Raw genomic sequence first — 16,454 nt, 5'->3', positions numbered from 1 at the left:
TCCTCGGCGTCGGCGTGCTCGGCGGGTTCACCACGTTCTCCGCGTACGCGGTCGACGCGCAGCGGCTGCTGACCGACGGCGCGGCCGGTACGGCGGGCGCCTACCTGGCCGCGACGGTGCTCGCCGCGCTGGCGGCGGTCGCGGCCGGGGACGCGGTGACCGCCCGGCTGCTGGCCGCCCGGGACGGGGGCCGGCGGTGACCGTCGCGCTGCTGCGCGCCCGGCACTGGGCGGACCGATGACGGTCCTGCTGATCGCGCTCGGCGCCGCGATCGGCGCCCCGCTGCGCTACCTGACCGACCGGGCGGTGCAGGCCCGGCACGGCTCGCCGTTCCCGTGGGGCACGCTCACCGTCAACATGGCCGGGTCGGTGCTGCTCGGCGGGCTGCTCGCGGCGCCCGTCGGCCCGGCCGTGACCGCGCTGGTCGGCACCGGCTTCTGCGGCGCGCTGACCACCTGGTCCACGCTCAGCTACGAGACGTTGCGCCTGGCTCGCACCGGCGAGCGCCGCCTCGCGTACGCGAATGTGGCGCTCAGTGTGGTCGCGGGGCTCGGCGCGGCGTTCCTGGGCTACGCGGTCGTCACCGCGCTGACCGGCTGACCGGCGCCGGTCAGCGGGCCCGGCGCTCCGGGTGGGCCCGGTTCCACGCCCGCATCCGCTCCGGATAGCCGGTGCGGGCCGCCTCGTACAGCGGCACCGCGTGCTTCTGGGCGATCCTGCCGGCGACCCGGGGCGAGCCGGTACGGCGGCGGATCCACTCGCCGTCGTGCGCGATGGCGACGACTGTGGTGTCGGTGGCGGTGGTCTCCGGTTCCAGGTAGAACTCGACCCCGCGCCGGCTGGTGACGAACGCCTCCAGCTGCGCCAGGTCCTCCTTGGTCGCCTCGCGGTCGAGCTTCGTGGGCGTCGTCGGGTCGGCGGCCCGGCGGCTGAACCAGCCCATGCCCGCCTCCTCTCCTCGCGTTCGCTCCAGTGCAGCACGCCCGCCTGGCAGGCGGCTGGGAGCGCGGTGGGAGTCGGCTGGACCGGCTCAGCCGACCTTCGCCGCCGGGGTGCCGGCCTGCGCGTCCGGCGCGGCGGGACGCTCACGCAGCACCGGCACCAGCGCGAGCGTGGGCAGCAGGAGCAGCGGCACCACGCCGAGCGCGGACAGCACGCCGAAGTGGTCGCCGAGGAAGCCGAGCAGCGGCGGCCCGGCGAGGAAGGCGGTGTAGCCGATCACGGCCACCACGCTCACCCGGGCCGCGGCCCGGTCCTCGTCGTCGGCGGCGGCGCTCATCCCGACCGGGAAGCCGAGCGACGCGCCGAGTCCCCACAGCGCGACGCCGGCCACGGCGAGCGGGCCGGACCCGGCCAGCACGGCGAGCGCGGCACCGGCCGACGCGGTCGCGATGGTCGCGTACAGCACCGGCACCCGCCCCCACCTGTCGATGGCGACGGTGCCGACGGTGCGGCCGAGCGTCATGCCCACCACGAACACGCCGAACACGGCGGCTCCGACGGCCTCGTCGACCCCGTACCCGTCCACGAACGCCACCGCGAGCCAGTCGTTGGCGCTGCCCTCGGTGAACGCCATGACCAGCACGAGCAACCCGATCAGCAGGGTGCGGGGCTCGCGCCAGGCGGCCAGCAGCGCCCGCCGCCGGGCCGCCGGCTCCCCGTCGCCGGCCCCCTCGGCCGGTGCGGCGAGGAACGCCCGGGCGCCGACCAGCGTGCCGGCCAGGACCAGCACGGACAGGACCGGCAGGTGCACCCCGACGGGTACGTCCAGCCGGGCGGCGCCGGCGCCGAGCCCGGCCCCGGCCACCGAGCCGAGACTCCAGGCGGCGTGGAACCGGGGCAGGATGGTGTAGCCGAGGCGCTTCTCCACCGCGGCACCCTCGACGTTCATCGCCACGTCGCACATGCCGGAGCCGAAGCCGAACGCGGCGAGCCCGAACCCGACGCCGACGACCGATCCGGCCAGGCTGGCGGCGAGACCGGCGCCGGTCAGGCCGAGCGAGACGAGCACCACCGACACGGCCACCGTGCGCGCGGGCCCGAGCCGCTGGGTGACCAGACCGGCGGTCGGCATGGCCAGCAGCGAGCCCGCCGACACGCAGAGCAGCAGCAGCCCGAGCCGGCTCGGGCTGAGGTCGAGCGCCTCGCGGGCCGCCGGGACGCGGGAGAACCAGCTCGCCACCGCGAGCCCGTTGAGGGCGAAGACGACGGCGACGCCGTTGCGGGCGGTCAGCACCGCCCGGGGCGCCGGTGGCCGCTTCCCGGCCGGTGCGTCGATGGTGCTGCTCACGGTGTGGTGATCCCTTCCCCCGTCTGATCCCGACGACAATCGCACACCTGAGAGCGCTTCCACCACAAGCGCCGTTATGGCTTCGCCCATCCGCGCCGGAGCAGGCATGATGCGGGCATGGGTACGCCGACCGCACGTCCCGCCACGCTCGACGACGTGGCCCGCGACGCCGGGGTGTCCCGGGCCACCGCCTCCCGGGTGCTCGGCGGCTACGGGTTCACCTCGGTGGACGCCCGTGCCCGGGTGCGGGCCGCCGCCGAGCGCCTCGACTACGTACCGGACCTCGCGGCCCGGGCGCTGGTGCGCGGGGCCGGGGTACGCCTGGTGGTGGCGGTGGTGGGCCGCGACGACACCGTGCTGGACGACCCGTACGTGCACCGGGTGGTGAGCGCGGCGTCGCGGGTGTGCGCGCCGCACGGCGTCGGCGTGGCGCTGGAGTGGCTGCCGCTGGCAGACCCGTCGGGGCTGGCCCGGCTCGGCGCGGACCGGGGCGTGTGCGGCGTGATCCTGGTCAACACGACCCAGGCGGCGCTGGACGCGGTGCCGCCGAGGCTGCGCGGTCGCGTCGTCTCGATCGGCCAGGGCTCGCCGACGGTGCCGTCGTTCGACGTCGACAACGCCGGCGGCGCGGGCGAGGTGCTGCGTCACCTGTACGCCACCGGCCGGCGCCGCATCGTCATGGTCACCGGTCCGCGCTGGCTGAGCTGCGCCGAGCGGTCGGTCACCACGTACCGGGAGCTGATGCGGGAGTCGGGGTCGCCGGAGCGGCTGGTCACCGGCGACTTCACCACGGCACAGGGCGGCCGGGCGGCGCTGGAGGCGCTGCGCCGGTGGCCGGACGCCGACGCGGTCTACGCGGCCAGCGACGCCACCGCCTTCGGCGTGATCGCGGCGTTGCGCGGGCGCGGCGTGCGGGTGCCGCACGACGTGGCGGTGGCCGGGTTCGACGACCTGCCGTACGCGGCGATCAGCAGCCCGCCGCTGACCACCGCGACCCACCCGGTCGACCGGATCGCCGCCGCCGCGGCCACGGCCGTGCTGACGCGCGCGCCGGCCGCCCCGAGCACCGCGTTCCCGTCGACGCTGGTCACCCGGGAGAGCGCCTGACCGGCCACTCGGCCCGGTCCCGTCCGGGCCGGCCGGCCCTGGCCGTCTCCCTAGCGCCGTCCGCTAATGGAGGGCGGGGAAGGGAGTTTCCGATGCGGCGGTGGCGACCCACCAGATGGATGTACCGGGGCGGCCGGCCGAACCGGCTGGCCCGGATGATGAACGCGCTGTCGGCCTGGCAGTACGGCGCCGGCTTCGCCCCGCGGCACTGGGTGACGATGGAGGTGCCGGGCCGCCGCACCGGCCGGACCGTCTCGGTGCCGATCGTGGTCGCCGACCTCGACGGCGAGCGGTACGTCGTGTCGATGCTGGGCGATCGGGCCAACTGGGTGGCGAACGTGCGCGCCGCGGGCGGGCGGGTGGTGCTGCGCCGTCGCGGCCGCGAGCCGGTCCGGCTGGTCGAGGTGCCGGTGGCGCAGCGGCCACCGGTCCTGCGCCGGCACCTGGCGCTCGCCCCTGGTGCCCGGGCGCACGTGCCGGTGGACCGGCACGCCCCGCTCGCCGACTTCGCCCGGGTCGCCGCCGGTGTTCCGGTGTTCCGGATCGTGCCGGCGGACACCCGGTGAAAAGGCTCGGGCACAAAACTCCAGAATATCGAGCGCGGCGGTTTCCGCGGGTCGGCCGAATGGGAGAGACGGCCGGTAAGATCGGCGACACGAAGGCGGCTGATCGCTGACTGTCGCGCCCGGCGTGGGCGCTCACACTTGCCGCATGAATACGAGACTCCGCCGCAGCCGGGCATTCGGCCTCGCGGTGTGTCTCGCCCTCGTGGCGATATTGAGCGGCTGCATGCAGCTCAACCTCGGGCTGACCGTGAACGACGACGACACCGTCTCCGGTCAGCTCCTGCTCACCGCGCCGAAGTCCGTGCTCAAGCAGCGGAACCCGGACCCGGCGGTGGCGTTCGCCGAACTGCGGCCGAACATTCCCTCACTTCCGCCCGGGGCGGAGACCCGGTACGAGGACGCCACCTCGTACGGCATTCAGATCACGTACCGGAAAACGCCATTGGCGCAATTCACGAGCGAAAGCGTGAATCTTGTTCGGGACGAAGATCTCTATCGCTTCTCGCTCCCGCTGGACCCGAAGAAATACGGCGGCAAGTTCGGCCAGCAGGATCCGCGCCAGCAGCAGGCGTTCATGACCTTGATGGAGTTCGAGATCTCGGTGACGTTCCCCGGCCGGGTGCTCGACACCAACGGCACGATCAACGGGCGTTCGGTCAGCTGGAAGGTGGTCGCCAACCAGCCGAAGCCGGCCGAGTTGCGTGCCGTCGCCCAGGCGCCCCCGCCGCCCGCCACCAGCCCGGCCGCGGTGGTGACCGGGAACGGTTCCTTCCCCTGGCTGCCGGTCGTCGCCGGCGTGGTCGTCCTGCTGCTGGTCGTCGCCGTCGCGGTGGTGCTGCTGTTGCGGCGGCGTTCCCGCGGAGCCGCTCCACCCGCGGCGACGCCCACCGGTCCGGCCCCGGCCGGCACCGGCGCTCCGCCCGCACCCGGCGCCCCGGCCGCGCCCGCACCGCCCGCCGGTCCGCCGGCCTGAGCCCAGCCGGACCCTCCGACCACCGACGGCGCCCGCGCCGGCGGCCCACCACACACCGGGCGGACCCCGGGGTACGCCCCGGACGCCGCCGCACCATCCACCCCGACCGCACCACCGCACAGTGGAAAGAGGGGGATCGCCGTGAACGATCTCTTCACCTGGGCCGCCCTGGGCAGCCTCACCGGCGCCAGCGCCGCCACCCTGCTGGCCACCAACGTCATCGGCGGGCTGATCGGCCCGAGCGGCGACAAGGCGCGCAAGTGGATCGCGCTGGGCTTCGCGCTCCTGCTGTCGTACCTGACCGCCGCGTTCGCCACCGACGCCGGCCCGGAGAAGTGGGTCATCGCGTTCTTCAACGGGCTGGTGATCTTCTCCGCCGCGCTCGGCGTCAACCAGCTCCCCCCGGGCAACCGGCAGGCGACGCAGGCGTCGCCGACCCAGCTCGCCCAGGGGCACGAGCCCCGCTTCGTCCGCTCCTGGGTCTGAGAGAGGTGACCCCATGATCTTCGGCATCCTCAGCGCCGCCGTCCAGGTCGTCTTCGGCGCCGCACTCGGGCAACTCGCCGCCGGCACCGTCGGCCTGCTGGTCGGCGCGGTCGTCGGACTGCTCCTCGGCGCGCCGTTCGGCTGGGCGTCCGCCTCGGCCGGCACGTACGGCGCCGACCCGAAGGGGATCTTCCTCTTCGTCGTCGACCACACCTGGAGCCTGCTCAACACGTTCGCCGGGGCGCTGTTCCTGGCGCTGCACCTGGTCTTCGGCCACCAGCTCGACCGGGTCGTCTCGGCCGGCAGCGGCCGGGTCAACGTGGTCGAGGGCGTCTCCCCCCGGTACGCCACCACCATCGGCACGGTCTGCGCCGGGTCCAGCCCGGGCATCCAGCGGCACGAGGACGTGCACGTGTTCCAGGCCCGGCTGCTCGGCCCGTTCTACCTGCCGCTGGTCGCGCTCAACTACGTGCTGTTCACCGTGGCGCCGGTGTGGCTGCTCTGGCACGACCACACCAACGCGCCGATCAACCGGTTCACCCGCTACTTCGAGATCGGCGTCTACCCGCACGTGTGGAACGAGGCCATCGCGTACCGCATCCAGGGGACGCCACCGCGATGACCGGCGCGATCGAGGCGGCCGTCGCGGACGTCGCGAGCTGGCTGGCCGGGGCCGCGGGTGAGCCCGTACCGGTCGGTCCGCCGCGCGACGACCCCGGCGGCGGCCTCACGGTCTGGCCGCTGGAGCTGCGGCCGGCCCGGCAGACCGCGACCGGCGGCGCGACGCGCGAGCCGTACCGGTTCGTGGTCCGCCTGCTGGTCGCCGGCGGCGGGCCGGCGGCGCTGCCCGCGCTGGACCGGGTGCTCGCCGCCGCCACCACGGCGGGCCGGCCGGAGCTGGTGCTGGCCGCCGGCGACCCGGCGCTGTGGCGGGCGCTGGGCGTGGCGCCCCGGCCCGCGCTGCTGCTGGACGCACCGGCCCGGGTGGAGCGGCCGGTCCCGGTCGCGCCACCGGTACGCCAGCCGCTGCGGCTGCGGCAGCTCGCCATGCGCACGCTCGACGGGCGGGTGGTCGGGCCGCAGGACCAGCCGCTCGCCGCCGTCCGGGTGGAGCTGGTGGGCGCCGCCCAGGCCACCGAGACCGACGCCGCCGGCCGGTTCCGGCTGGTCGGCGTCCCGCACGACCCCGACGCGCCGGACGCTCCGGTGCGGATCCGGCTCACCGGCGCGGGGCGCGTCCACACCGCCGAACTCGACCCGGAAGGCGACGGCCTGATCGTCGTCCGCGCCCCCGACTGACGTCCCGAGGAGGACCGATGCCCACCTACTTCTCCCCCGGCATCTACGTCGAGGAGGTGCCCAGCGGGGCCCGCCCGATCGGGCCGGTCGGCATGAGCACCGCCGCGTTCGTCGGGATCGCGCCCGACCGGGGCGCCCACGTCGGCGAGGCGCTGGCGGTGAACAGCTGGACCGAGTTCCTGCGGCTGTACGCCGACGGCGAGCACCTGGAGAGCACCCCGCTGGCCCGCGCCGTGTTCGGCTTCCTGGACAACGGCGGCACCCGCTGCTGGATCGTCAACGTCGGCGAGGGCGGCCAGCTCACCGGCACCGGCGGACGGCGCGGCGGCCTGCAACTGCTGGAGGCGATCGACGAGATCTCCATCCTGGCCGCGCCGGGCTACCACGACCCGGTCTCGCACGAGGCCCTGATCAGCATGGCCGAGCGGCTGCGCACCATGGTGGCGATCTGCGACCCGCCGCCGGAGGTCACCGACGTCTCGCGGCTCACCCGCGTCGCCACGCCCGGCAAGCCAACCAGGTCCGGGTCGGCCGCATCGGCCGGGTCGGCCGCATCGGCCGGGTCGGCCGACAAGCCCGCCGAGGGTACGCCGGGCGACGGCGACGGCGAGCCGCCCGGCACCGGCGGCGACCGGCCCCGGCAGTCGGACTACGCCACCTTCTACTTCCCGTGGATCCGGGTCCGCGACCCGCTCAGCGGCGACCTGGTGCTCACCCCGCCGAGCGGGCACGTCGCCGGCATCTGGGCCCGCACCGACGCGCTGCGCGGCGTGCACAAGGCACCGGCCAACGAGCCGGTACGCGGCGCCGTCGACCTCGCGTACCGGGTGACCCGGCCGGAGCACGACGTGCTCAACCCCAAGGGCGTCAACGTGATCCGCTTCTTCGCCGGGGAGGGGATCCGCCTGTGGGGCGCCCGTACGCTCGCCGCCGAGGCCAGCGAGTGGCGCTACCTGAACGTGCGGCGGCTGTCCATCTCCATCGAGCAGGCCATCGCGGGCGGCACCCGCTGGATGGTGTTCGAGCCGAACGACTTCACGCTGTGGCGCTCGATCCGCCGCGACATCGGGGCGTTCCTCACCCGGGTCTGGCGTGACGGCGCACTACTCGGCCGTACGCCCGAGGAGGCGTTCTTCGTCAAGTGCGACGAGGAGACCAACCCCGCCGACGTCCGCGACGCCGGAATGGTGGTGGCCCACATCGGCATCGCGGTGGTCAAGCCCGCGGAGTTCGTGGTGTTCAAGCTGAGCCAGTGGGCCGGCGGCACCGAGACCGAGACGATCGGAGGCTGACATGCCCACCACGGCCACCCCGCAGCCCGGAGCACCCGTCGACCCGTACCGGGCGTACCACTTCAAACTGCTGATCAACGGCATCACCAACGGGCACTTCACCGAGGTCAGCGGCTTCGAGGTGGCGATACCGGCGCTGTCGTACCGGGAGGCGGGCAACGAGCGCATCCGGGCCGTGCCCGGCCAGGTCGAGTACGCCCCGGTCACCCTCCACTTCGGCCTGACCAGCTCACGCGAGCTGTGGGACTGGGTGAACGCGGCCGCCAAGGGCACCGTCAACCGGCGCAACGTGTCGGTGGTGCTGCTGGACCCGGCCGGCACCGCCGAGGTGCTGCGCTGGAACATGATCAACGCTTGGCCGACCCGGTGGCGGGGCGCGCACCTGAACACGCTGTCGCAGGAGATCGCCATCGAGGCGCTGACCCTGGCGTACGAGGGCCTGGAGCTGGAGGCCGGCGGTGCCGCCGCCCCGGCGACCGCGTGACCGGCTGGCCCGCGCGTTGCGGGCCACCGCCGATCGGTTGTCCGCACCGGGTTCGTCGGACGCACCGGGCTCACCGGTCTCGCCGGAGGACGTGTCGCGTCCTCCCGGTCAGCCGCCCGAGCACTGGCGGCGCCTGGTCGCGGCGCACGCCCCCGGCCTCCTGCGCGACCTACCTCCACCCCCGTCCCCCGTCGAGCCCGGACTTCTCACCGATCCGACCGCGAACGGCAGCCCGGACCAGACGCGGACGCGACGGGATGAGCCGGGCCGACGCGGGATGGGCCGGTTGTGGCGAGGATGGAAGGCGCTGTTGGCCGGCCGCTTCGGCACACCCCGTTCCCGAACGCGCCGTCCCCACGGGGCCGATCCGGGTTCGTCGTCGAGATCTTGGTACGAAACGGCCCCCACAGGGGCCATTTCCTACCAAGATCTTCAGGGCGTCCCGTTCGGCGGGACGGGGGTTCCGGGAGCTGGGAGCCGGGAGCCGGCGGAGGTCGACGGCCGGCCGCCGGGATCGGCCGGGCCGGGCGCAGCAGCGAGCCGCGCCGGCGCAGGATCGACTCGGGCGGCGTCTACATGGAACGGCCCGCGAAGCGGATCGGCCCGGCCGGGGAGCGGGGCAGCCCATGCGGGGAGCGGGCCGGCCGGTGCAGGGAGCGGGTCGGCCGGTGCAGGGAACGGGCCGGCCGGAGCAGGGAACGGGCCGGCCGGAGCAGGGAACGGGCCGGCCGGAGCAGGGCGCGGAACGGGACGGGCGAGGGCGAGAAGCGGATCGGTCGAAGCCGGGTCTTCGGCACCGGCGGCCGGTGCCGCCTTCAGCCGCTATGACGCAGGCCCCGACACCGTCGCGGCGTCTGGCCTCCCGCCGGCATCCCGGTACGTGACAGGGCCGGGCCGGCCGACGACAGCAGGCGACGCGGACGCGACCGGATCGGCGGGCACACCGGGAGGGGCACGAACGCTGGGCACAGCGCGCAGGCCGGACACGGCCGGTTCGACCGGTGCGGCCGGGTCGGCGCGTACGGCGCGCACCACCGGCGGCACGGAGACGGCCGGATCACGCGCCACGGGCACGGCCGGATCACCCGGCACACCGACGTCGGGCGGACCGGACCGGCAGTCACCGGCCACGGGGCGGCCCGGCCTCGGCGCGGATCGGGCGGGCGCCCTCACGCGGCGCGCTCGGGCCGACCGGAGCCGGGAACGGCACCGGGCCGACGACCCCGGGACGGAACCGTCGCCCGCTCGGGACGACGTACTCCCGCTCCTGTTCGCGGCCGCGTCACCGCACGGATGGCAGGGACGGGCCGGACACGACCCGGGGCGGGCCGCGGGCTCGCCGTACCCGAACGGGCGTCACCCGGCCCCCGGCGGCGATTCCCGGGCGCGACCGGGGCAGCGACCCGCGCGGCCCACGCCCGGCAGCCCCTGGCCGGCGCTGCCGGACGACGCCGGCCCGGCCCCGGCGACGAACCCGACCGGCGCGGCCCGGGCGACCGACGGCAGCTCACACGCGGATCCGTGGCCGGCACTACCGGGCGAACCGGCGTGGTGGACCCCGGCGACGCGGGCCACCCCGTGGAGTGACACGGCCCGGCTGGACCGGGAACAGGCGGGTGACTGATGGAGCGCGTCGCCTTCCTCGTGGACGAGTCCGGCACCCGGGTCGACTGCCTGCTCAACCCGGAGACCGTGCAGGTGACCCGGCTGGCCGGGGTACGCCCGCGCGGCGGGCCGGACGGGCCACTCACCGGCGCCGGGCTGGCCGACGATCCGCTCGTCTTCACCGGCGGCGGGCGTACCGAACTGGTCCTCGATCTGCTGTTCGACGTCGACTTCGTGGAGGCGCCGGCCCGGCCCGAGGACGTCCGCGCGCTGACCCGGCCGCTGTGGATGCTCGCCGAGAACTCGGCGGTCGAGCACGGCTGGCTGCGCCCGCCGCTGGTCCGCCTGGTCTGGGGCAAGACCTGGAACGTCCCCGGCGTGATCACCGCGATCGCGGAACGCTTCGACGCGTTCACCCTCACCGGTACGCCCCGCCGGTCCTGGCTGCGGTTGAAGCTGGTCCGCGTCGCGGAGGGCGCGGAGGCGGCGCGCGCCGGGTTCGAGGAGGAGCTGGCGGCGGCGAGCACACCCGCTGTCGCGCCCGGGTCCGCGGTGGTCGCCGCCGCCGACGGCGCGGCCGAGCCGGGCTGGTCCGGGGTCCGCTTCGACCTGCTCGCCCACGACGCGCTGGGCTCGCCGCTGCGGTGGCGGCTGCTCGCCGAGCACAACCGGATCACCGACCCGTTGACCGTGCCGGCCGGCACCGCGCTCGCCGTCCCGCCGGTCGGCGCCGCCACGTCCCCGACGGACGCCGTCACCACGGGAGGCACCCCGTGACCGGCCACGCGACCGGCGCCCCGCGCCACCCCGCCCCCGCGAACACGACTCCCCTGAGCGGCGACGCGACAAGAAGCGCCGCGCGGCCGGCGACCGCCGGATGTGCGCCGTGAGCCGGGCCGCCCTGGTCACGATCGACGGGAGGCCGCTGGCCGACCCGTCCCGGCTGCGTGGCATCCGCGTCGCCGCCCGCCTGGACCGGCCGGCGCAGTGCGAGCTGACGCTCACCGCCGCGCCCGGCGCGGGCCCGCTCGACCCCCCGGTACGCCCCGGCGCCACAGTCGACGTACGGCTCGACGGGCAGTCGGAGGCGCTGTTCACCGGCGAGGTGACGGCCGTCGAGCGGGAGTACGCCGGTGACGGTGCGGCGCTGGCCCGGATCCGGGCGTACGACCCGCTGCACCGGCTGCGCAAGCGGCAGGAGCTGCGCGTGTTCGAGTCGGTGACGGCCGCCGAGCTGGCCGGTGAGCTGTGCGCCGGGCTGGGGTTGAGTGTGGATGCCGAGGACGACGGGCCGCGCCTGGACCGGCTGCTCCAGCACCGGCACACCGACCTGGACCTGCTGTGCGAGGTGGCCGGGCGGGCCGGGCTGCACCTGGGCGTCGACGGTGACCGGTTGCGGCTGTTCACGCTGGACGGGTACGGGGAGCCGCTGCCGTTGACGCTCGGCGAGACGGTGCACGCGTTGCGGGTCACCGAGAACCTGGACCGGGCGGGCGCGGAGTGCGCCGTGCTCGGCTGGCATCCGCAACGCGCGGAGCCGCTGGGCCAGCGGTCGGGCGAGGCGCGCAGCGGGCGGCGCATCCCGCTGCGCCCGGACCCGGGCGACGTCGGCGCGGACGGTGTCCGTACGGCTGTGGACCAGCCGGGCCGCAGCGACGACGAGCTGGCCGCGCTGGCTCAGGCCGGGCTGGACGCCCGGGTGGCGGCGCTGGTCACCGCCGAGGGCACCGCGGAGGGCGACCCGGCGCTGCGGCCGGGCCGGCGGATCGCCCTCGCCGGCGTCCCGGAGCCGCTGGCCGGGGTGTACGTGCTCACCGAGGTGGTGCACACGGTGGACGCGGACGGGCACCTGACCCGGTTCTCCACGGCGCCGCCCGGCCCGCCGCCGCCGGCCGCGCCCCCGGCGGCCACTGTCACGCTCGGCACCGTCACCGACATCGACGACCCGGACGGGCTGGGGCGGGCCCGGGTGACGCTCCCCGCGTACGGCGATCTGGACGCCGGCTGGCTCGCGGTGCTCTGCCCGGGCGCGGGCCGGGGCAAGGGGATCGTCGCGCTGCCCGACCCGGACGACACCGTGCTGGTGGCGCTGCCCGGCGGCGAACCCGCCTCGGGCGTGGTGCTCGGTTCGCTGTTCGGCGCGATCGAGCCGTACGACGCGGGGATCGTGTCCGGGCGCTCGCGCCGCTGGTCGATGCGGACCGGCACCGGCCAGTCCATCGTGATCGACGACGACGGGCGGACGCTGCGGCTGGCCACCGACGCGGGCAGCTTCGTCGAGCTGCGTCCCGAGCTGACCACCGTGCACGCGGCGGGTGACCTGGTGCTCTCCGCGCCCGGCCGGGCCGTCGTGGTGCGCGGCCGCACCGTCGACTTCCTGCACGCCCCGGCGGCCGAGGACGCCGAGACCGCCGCCGCGCAGGCCCGTACGCTCGCCCGTTCCGCCGGAGGTGGCTGATGCGCTGGATCCACCGCGACTCGCTGATCACCTGCGGGCACGACGGGCGGGTACGCAACCGCCCGTCTCAGGACTGGGTGAGGGTCCAGGCCGTGCCGGTGCTGATCCGCCCCGACCCGGAGGGGCGCGACATCACCGCCTGCCCGAACTACGGCCCGACGATCAAACCGTGCCTGCACACGCTGACCGTCACTGTGGGTTACAGCACGTGGGTGCGGGTGGACCGGCAGCCGGTGGTGCTGTCGCACCTGGACGGCCTCACCGACGGCACCCCGCCGGGCACCGTGCACCACCAGGTCCGCGACGTGCGGCAGGGTTTCCTGGGGGCGGACGCATGAGGGCCTTCCGCTTCGTCGGCGCCGGCTTCGACGCCGGCCGCGCCGGTGGTCTCGCGCTCACCGCCGCCGGCGGGCTCGCCATGACCGACGGCGACGAGACGGTACGCCAGGCGCTGTACCTGCTGCTGTCCACCACGCCCGGGGAGCGGCTGATGCGTCCCGGGTACGGGTCGCGGCTGCACCGGCTGGTCTTCGCGCCCAACGACGACACCACCGCCGGGCTGGCGATCCACTACGTGCGGCAGGCGATCCGGCGCTGGGAGCCCCGGATCGAGGTGCTGGACGTGGACGCCGGTCCCGACCCGGACGACCCGTGGCGCCTGGTGATCCGGCTGGACTACCGGGTCCGGGCCAGCCTCTCCCCCGGGCACCTGGTGTTCTCGGTCGACCTGCTACCCGCCGACGAGGAAACCCCCGACGAGGAGGGCACGCCATGACGCTGCCGGTGCCGCACCTGGACGACCGCGCCTTCCTCGACCTGGTCACCGAGGCGCGGGAACGCATCGCCCGGTCCTGCCCGGACTGGACCGACCTGTCCGCGCACGACCCGGGCATGGCCCTGCTGGAGGCGTTCGCCTACCTCACCGAAGTGATGATCTACCGGCTGAACCAGTTGCCGGAGAAGGCGTACGTCGCGTTCCTGAACCTGCTCGGCGTCACCCGGCACCCACCGGCGGCGGCCTGGGCGGACGTGCGCCTGACCCGCACCGGCCCGGACCGCGGCCCGGTGCGGGTGCCGGCCGGCACCCGCGTCGCCGCGGCCCGCGGCGCGGACCCCCGGCCGGTCGTCTTCGTGACCACCGAACCGGCGGTGCTGCCCGCCGGCGAGACCACTGCGACGGTACGCGTGCACCACTGCGAACCGGTCGAGGCGGAGCTGCTGGGCACCGGCACCGGGCAGCCCGGTCAGGTGTTCCGGGCCGCCCGCGCGCCGCTGACGCGTACCACCGAGGCGCTGGACCTGCTGCTCGGCGTGGAGGTGCCGGCCGGCTCGGTGGAGCTGGGTGCCGCGGCCCGGGAGCACGAGGGGCGCACGTACGAGATCTGGCGGCCGGTGGACAGCTTCGCCGGCGTCGGCCCGCAGGCGAAGGTCTACCTGGTGGACCGGGCCTCCGGGGTGGTCACGTTCGCCCCGGCGCTGGACCTGCGCCCGGACGTGGGTGCCCCGGCCGTCGAGGGGGCGGCCGGGGCGACCACGGTGGCGGCGGTGCCGCCGGCCGGGCGGCAGGTGCGGCTCTGGTACCGCTGCGGCGGCGGCCCGGCCGGCAACGTCGCGGCGGGCGTGCTGACCAGCCTGCGCGACCCGCTGCCCGGGGTGAAGGTGGACAACCCGGAGCCGGCCACCGGCGGGCGGGACCTGGAGTCGCTGGAGTCGGTGCTGGCGCGCGGGCCGTACGAGTTCTTCGCCCAGCAGCGCGCGGTGACCGCCCGGGACTTCGAGATCCTGGCCACCGGCTCCGGGGCGGTGGCGCGGGCGCGGGCGTTCACCCGGGCCGCCGTCTACAGCTTCGCCCGGCCCGGCGAGGTCGAGGTGGTGCTGGTGCCGTACGTGCCGGAGGCGGCCCGTCCGGGCGGGCGGCTGCCGGTGGCGGTGCTGCGCGAGCACGAGGTGGAGGAGGCCCGCCGCCGGGTCGAGGCCGACCTGGAGCGGCGCCGCGCCCTGGGTACGGCGGTGCGCGCGGGCTGGGCGCGCTACAAGGCGGTGTCCATCCAGGCGCGGGTGGTGGTACGCCGCGAGGAGGACGTGGACGCGGTGCGCCGCCGCATCCACGACCGGCTGCACCAGACGCTCAGCCCGCTGCCCACGCCGCTGAACCCGGCCGGCTGGGCGTTCGGCGAGCCGCTGCGCGCCTCCAACGTGTACCGGATGCTGGAGCACGCCGAGCCGGGCGTGCGCTACGTCGAGTCGGTGCGGTTCGTGGTCGACGAGGCGCCGGACGCGCAGGTGCGCACGGTGGCGGTGGACCAGTACCAGGCCGACACCTGGTACGCCGGCGGCGGCCCGGTGCTGTTCCGCTCCACCAACGCCGGCGCGGGCTGGGAACCGGCCGGCCGGTTCGACGACGAGACCGTGGTGCGGGTGGTGCCCGCGCCCGCCCCGGTACGCCCCGGCGTCGTGCCCCGGGCCGGTTCGGTGGCGGTGGTGACCACCCGCGACGCCGGCGGTTCCCGGGTCCGGCTGAGCACCGACCTGGGTGAGACGTGGACGCTGCTGACCGACCTCGACTCCGGCGTACGCGACCTGGCCTGGATCGACCGGGACGGCACCGGCGCATTGCTGCTGGCCACCGACACCGGCCTGTACGAGGTGCCGCTGCTGCCCGGCGCGGTGCCGTTGCAGATCCTGGTCGACCCGGCCGACGCCGACCGGGGCTTCTACGCGGTGCGCGCGTTCGTCTCCGAGCGCGGCGCGCCCGGGGTGGCGGTGGCCGCGCAGGCCGGATTCGGCGTCTACCTGTCCACCGCTGCGGGACGGCCCGGCACGTTCGCCCACGTCGGCCTCGCCAACGTGGACAACCGGGTGCTCGCCGTCCAGTACGACGGTCCGGCCACGCTGCTGTGGTGCGGCGCGGGCGAACCGGACCCGAAGAAGCCCGGTCAGGGCTGCCACCGCACCCGGCTGTTCGAGTCGGACGTGAAGTGGCAGTCGATGGCGTCCGGCTGGATCGGCGGCACCTGCCGGGACCTGGCGTTCAGCGGCCCGCTGGCGCTCGCCGCGACGCAGAGCGGCGGCGTGGTCCGCCTGGACACGCTCGCCGGGCAGCCGCAGTGGTCGCCGGTGATGGTGAACTGCGGCCTGCCGCTGCGGGACCGGACCCGGTTCGTACCGGTCGACGCCATCGCCGCCACCGCGCCCACCGGCACGTCGGGCGCCGGGCGGCTGGTGCTGGCCGGCGGCGAACGCGGCGTGTTCCGCAGCGGCGACGGCGAGGACTGGACGCCCAGCGCCAACCAGGCCACCGCCGACGTGGTCACCGTCCCCGGCACCTGGCTGCTCTGCTCCGGCGAGCACGACATCGAGGTGGTGCGGCAGGATGCGCCGAGCGGCGATTGAGCGGCTGCTACCGGCCGCGTACCAGCGGGCCGCCGGCCCGGGCAGCGTGCTGGGCGCGCTGCTGGACGTGATGGAGGCGCTGCACGCCCCGGACGAGGCGGTGCTCGCCGACGTCGACGCGTTGTTCGGGCCGTACCGGACGCCGGACGGGTTCGTGGCCTACCTGACGCGCTGGGTGGCGATGGACCACGTGGTCGCCGCGCCCCGCGCCGACGCGCCGCTGCCGTTGCCGGTCGGCCGGCTGCGGGACCTGGTCGCGCACGGCGCGCTGCTGGCCCGGTGGCGCGGCACCCCGTACGGGATGCGGACCGCGCTGGAGCTGGCCACCGGCGTGACCGGGTTCGTGCTGGACGAACCGCCCGAGCGGCCGTTCCACCTGGTGGTGCGGGTGCCACCTGCCGCCGCCGACCGGCTCGCGCTGGTCACCCGCATCGTCGAGGCGGAGAAACCGGCCGCGGTCACCGTCGAGGTCGTCGCCGGGGCCCCGGCCGACCCGCCCTC

18 protein-coding genes are annotated in these 16,454 nt (G+C 75.8%); 16 read left to right on the top strand and 2 right to left on the bottom strand.

Annotation, left to right across the window (positions count from 1 at the left end):
- Positions 1–200: CrcB family protein (locus EAD96_RS21735; protein ID WP_147457914.1), on the top strand; the 200-nt coding region annotated here is incomplete at its 5' end.
- A 37-nt stretch (positions 201–237) separates the two neighbouring features.
- The gene (locus EAD96_RS21730; RefSeq protein ID WP_120569612.1) at positions 238–600 is read left to right on the top strand and encodes a CrcB family protein; all 363 of its coding nucleotides are present in this window, start codon (positions 238–240) and stop codon (positions 598–600) included.
- 10 nt (positions 601–610) lie between these two features.
- Here the strand turns inward: EAD96_RS21730 and EAD96_RS21725 are convergent, their stop codons facing one another.
- Entirely contained in the window at positions 611–943 is a 333-nt protein-coding gene (locus EAD96_RS21725) for a hypothetical protein (protein WP_120569611.1), read from the bottom strand.
- A gap of 87 nt (positions 944–1,030) precedes the next feature.
- Positions 1,031–2,290, bottom strand: coding sequence for an MFS transporter (locus EAD96_RS21720; RefSeq protein ID WP_120569610.1), 1,260 nt, complete (start codon positions 2,288–2,290; stop codon positions 1,031–1,033).
- Between the two features lie 117 nt (positions 2,291–2,407).
- On the opposite strand from EAD96_RS21720, the gene EAD96_RS21715 reads away from it, so the two are divergent.
- The 14 genes from EAD96_RS21715 to EAD96_RS21645 form a co-directional block, all read left to right on the top strand.
- Positions 2,408–3,397: a LacI family DNA-binding transcriptional regulator gene (locus tag EAD96_RS21715; protein WP_121685599.1), complete on the top strand. Its 990-nt coding sequence runs from the start codon at positions 2,408–2,410 to the stop codon at positions 3,395–3,397.
- Positions 3,398–3,489: 92 nt separating this feature from the next.
- Positions 3,490–3,963 carry a nitroreductase family deazaflavin-dependent oxidoreductase gene (locus EAD96_RS21710; RefSeq protein ID WP_121685598.1) on the top strand — a complete coding sequence of 158 codons (474 nt, stop codon included), beginning with the start codon at positions 3,490–3,492 and terminating at the stop codon, positions 3,961–3,963.
- A 145-nt stretch (positions 3,964–4,108) separates the two neighbouring features.
- Positions 4,109–4,936 (top strand): DUF3153 domain-containing protein, encoded by an 828-nt coding sequence (locus tag EAD96_RS21705; protein WP_233586125.1) that lies wholly within the window; start codon positions 4,109–4,111, stop codon positions 4,934–4,936.
- 141 nt (positions 4,937–5,077) lie between these two features.
- Positions 5,078–5,422 (top strand): hypothetical protein, encoded by a 345-nt coding sequence (locus EAD96_RS21700; RefSeq protein ID WP_091417656.1) that lies wholly within the window; start codon positions 5,078–5,080, stop codon positions 5,420–5,422.
- Positions 5,423–5,435: 13 nt separating this feature from the next.
- A complete protein-coding gene (locus EAD96_RS21695) occupies positions 5,436–6,044 on the top strand; it encodes a glycine zipper family protein (protein WP_121685597.1) in 609 nt (202 codons plus the stop codon).
- Positions 6,041–6,721: a carboxypeptidase-like regulatory domain-containing protein gene (locus tag EAD96_RS21690; RefSeq protein ID WP_121685596.1), complete on the top strand. Its 681-nt coding sequence runs from the start codon at positions 6,041–6,043 to the stop codon at positions 6,719–6,721. Before EAD96_RS21695 ends, EAD96_RS21690 begins: the two co-directional genes overlap by 4 nt.
- A 17-nt stretch (positions 6,722–6,738) precedes the next feature.
- Positions 6,739–8,013, top strand: a complete 1,275-nt coding sequence (locus EAD96_RS21685; protein WP_121685595.1) for a phage tail sheath subtilisin-like domain-containing protein — start codon at positions 6,739–6,741, stop codon at positions 8,011–8,013.
- A 1-nt stretch (position 8,014) separates the two neighbouring features.
- Positions 8,015–8,497, top strand: coding sequence for a phage tail protein (locus EAD96_RS21680; RefSeq protein WP_013286679.1), 483 nt, complete (start codon positions 8,015–8,017; stop codon positions 8,495–8,497).
- Positions 8,498–10,120: 1,623 nt separating this feature from the next.
- A complete protein-coding gene (locus EAD96_RS21670) occupies positions 10,121–10,879 on the top strand; it encodes a hypothetical protein (protein ID WP_121685593.1) in 759 nt (252 codons plus the stop codon).
- A gap of 100 nt (positions 10,880–10,979) precedes the next feature.
- Complete coding sequence (locus EAD96_RS21665) at positions 10,980–12,560, top strand: phage baseplate assembly protein V (protein WP_233586124.1); 1,581 nt, start codon at positions 10,980–10,982, stop codon at positions 12,558–12,560.
- The gene (locus tag EAD96_RS21660) at positions 12,560–12,898 is read left to right on the top strand and encodes a hypothetical protein (RefSeq protein ID WP_121685592.1); all 339 of its coding nucleotides are present in this window, start codon (positions 12,560–12,562) and stop codon (positions 12,896–12,898) included. Before EAD96_RS21665 ends, EAD96_RS21660 begins: the two co-directional genes overlap by 1 nt.
- The gene (locus tag EAD96_RS21655) at positions 12,895–13,335 is read left to right on the top strand and encodes a GPW/gp25 family protein (protein ID WP_121685591.1); all 441 of its coding nucleotides are present in this window, start codon (positions 12,895–12,897) and stop codon (positions 13,333–13,335) included. Before EAD96_RS21660 ends, EAD96_RS21655 begins: the two co-directional genes overlap by 4 nt.
- Positions 13,332–15,953 carry a putative baseplate assembly protein gene (locus EAD96_RS21650; protein WP_121685590.1) on the top strand — a complete coding sequence of 874 codons (2,622 nt, stop codon included), beginning with the start codon at positions 13,332–13,334 and terminating at the stop codon, positions 15,951–15,953. Before EAD96_RS21655 ends, EAD96_RS21650 begins: the two co-directional genes overlap by 4 nt.
- Positions 15,934–16,454 (top strand): phage tail protein (locus EAD96_RS21645; RefSeq protein WP_121685589.1); only part of this gene is annotated, 521 nt, incomplete at its 3' end. The genes EAD96_RS21650 and EAD96_RS21645, both read left to right, overlap by 20 nt.

Source organism: Micromonospora sp. BL1 (genome assembly GCF_003667485.1).
Classification (GTDB): domain Bacteria; phylum Actinomycetota; class Actinomycetes; order Mycobacteriales; family Micromonosporaceae; genus Micromonospora; species Micromonospora tulbaghiae.
This window is presented reverse-complemented; position numbering and strand designations above follow the sequence as displayed.

Coding starts and splice junctions, on each gene's coding strand:
- EAD96_RS21680 (WP_013286679.1), top strand. CDS start 8,015: ATGCCCACCACGGCCACCCCGCAGCCCGGAGCACCCGTCGACCCGTAC.
- EAD96_RS21660 (WP_121685592.1), top strand. CDS start 12,560: ATGCGCTGGATCCACCGCGACTCGCTGATCACCTGCGGGCACGACGGG.
- EAD96_RS21670 (WP_121685593.1), top strand. CDS start 10,121: ATGGAGCGCGTCGCCTTCCTCGTGGACGAGTCCGGCACCCGGGTCGAC.
- EAD96_RS21650 (WP_121685590.1), top strand. CDS start 13,332: ATGACGCTGCCGGTGCCGCACCTGGACGACCGCGCCTTCCTCGACCTG.
- EAD96_RS21725 (WP_120569611.1), bottom strand. CDS start 943: ATGGGCTGGTTCAGCCGCCGGGCCGCCGACCCGACGACGCCCACGAAG.
- EAD96_RS21665 (WP_233586124.1), top strand. CDS start 10,980: ATGTGCGCCGTGAGCCGGGCCGCCCTGGTCACGATCGACGGGAGGCCG.
- EAD96_RS21705 (WP_233586125.1), top strand. CDS start 4,109: ATGAATACGAGACTCCGCCGCAGCCGGGCATTCGGCCTCGCGGTGTGT.
- EAD96_RS21685 (WP_121685595.1), top strand. CDS start 6,739: ATGCCCACCTACTTCTCCCCCGGCATCTACGTCGAGGAGGTGCCCAGC.
- EAD96_RS21715 (WP_121685599.1), top strand. CDS start 2,408: ATGGGTACGCCGACCGCACGTCCCGCCACGCTCGACGACGTGGCCCGC.
- EAD96_RS21695 (WP_121685597.1), top strand. CDS start 5,436: ATGATCTTCGGCATCCTCAGCGCCGCCGTCCAGGTCGTCTTCGGCGCC.
- EAD96_RS21710 (WP_121685598.1), top strand. CDS start 3,490: ATGCGGCGGTGGCGACCCACCAGATGGATGTACCGGGGCGGCCGGCCG.
- EAD96_RS21655 (WP_121685591.1), top strand. CDS start 12,895: ATGAGGGCCTTCCGCTTCGTCGGCGCCGGCTTCGACGCCGGCCGCGCC.
- EAD96_RS21730 (WP_120569612.1), top strand. CDS start 238: ATGACGGTCCTGCTGATCGCGCTCGGCGCCGCGATCGGCGCCCCGCTG.
- EAD96_RS21690 (WP_121685596.1), top strand. CDS start 6,041: ATGACCGGCGCGATCGAGGCGGCCGTCGCGGACGTCGCGAGCTGGCTG.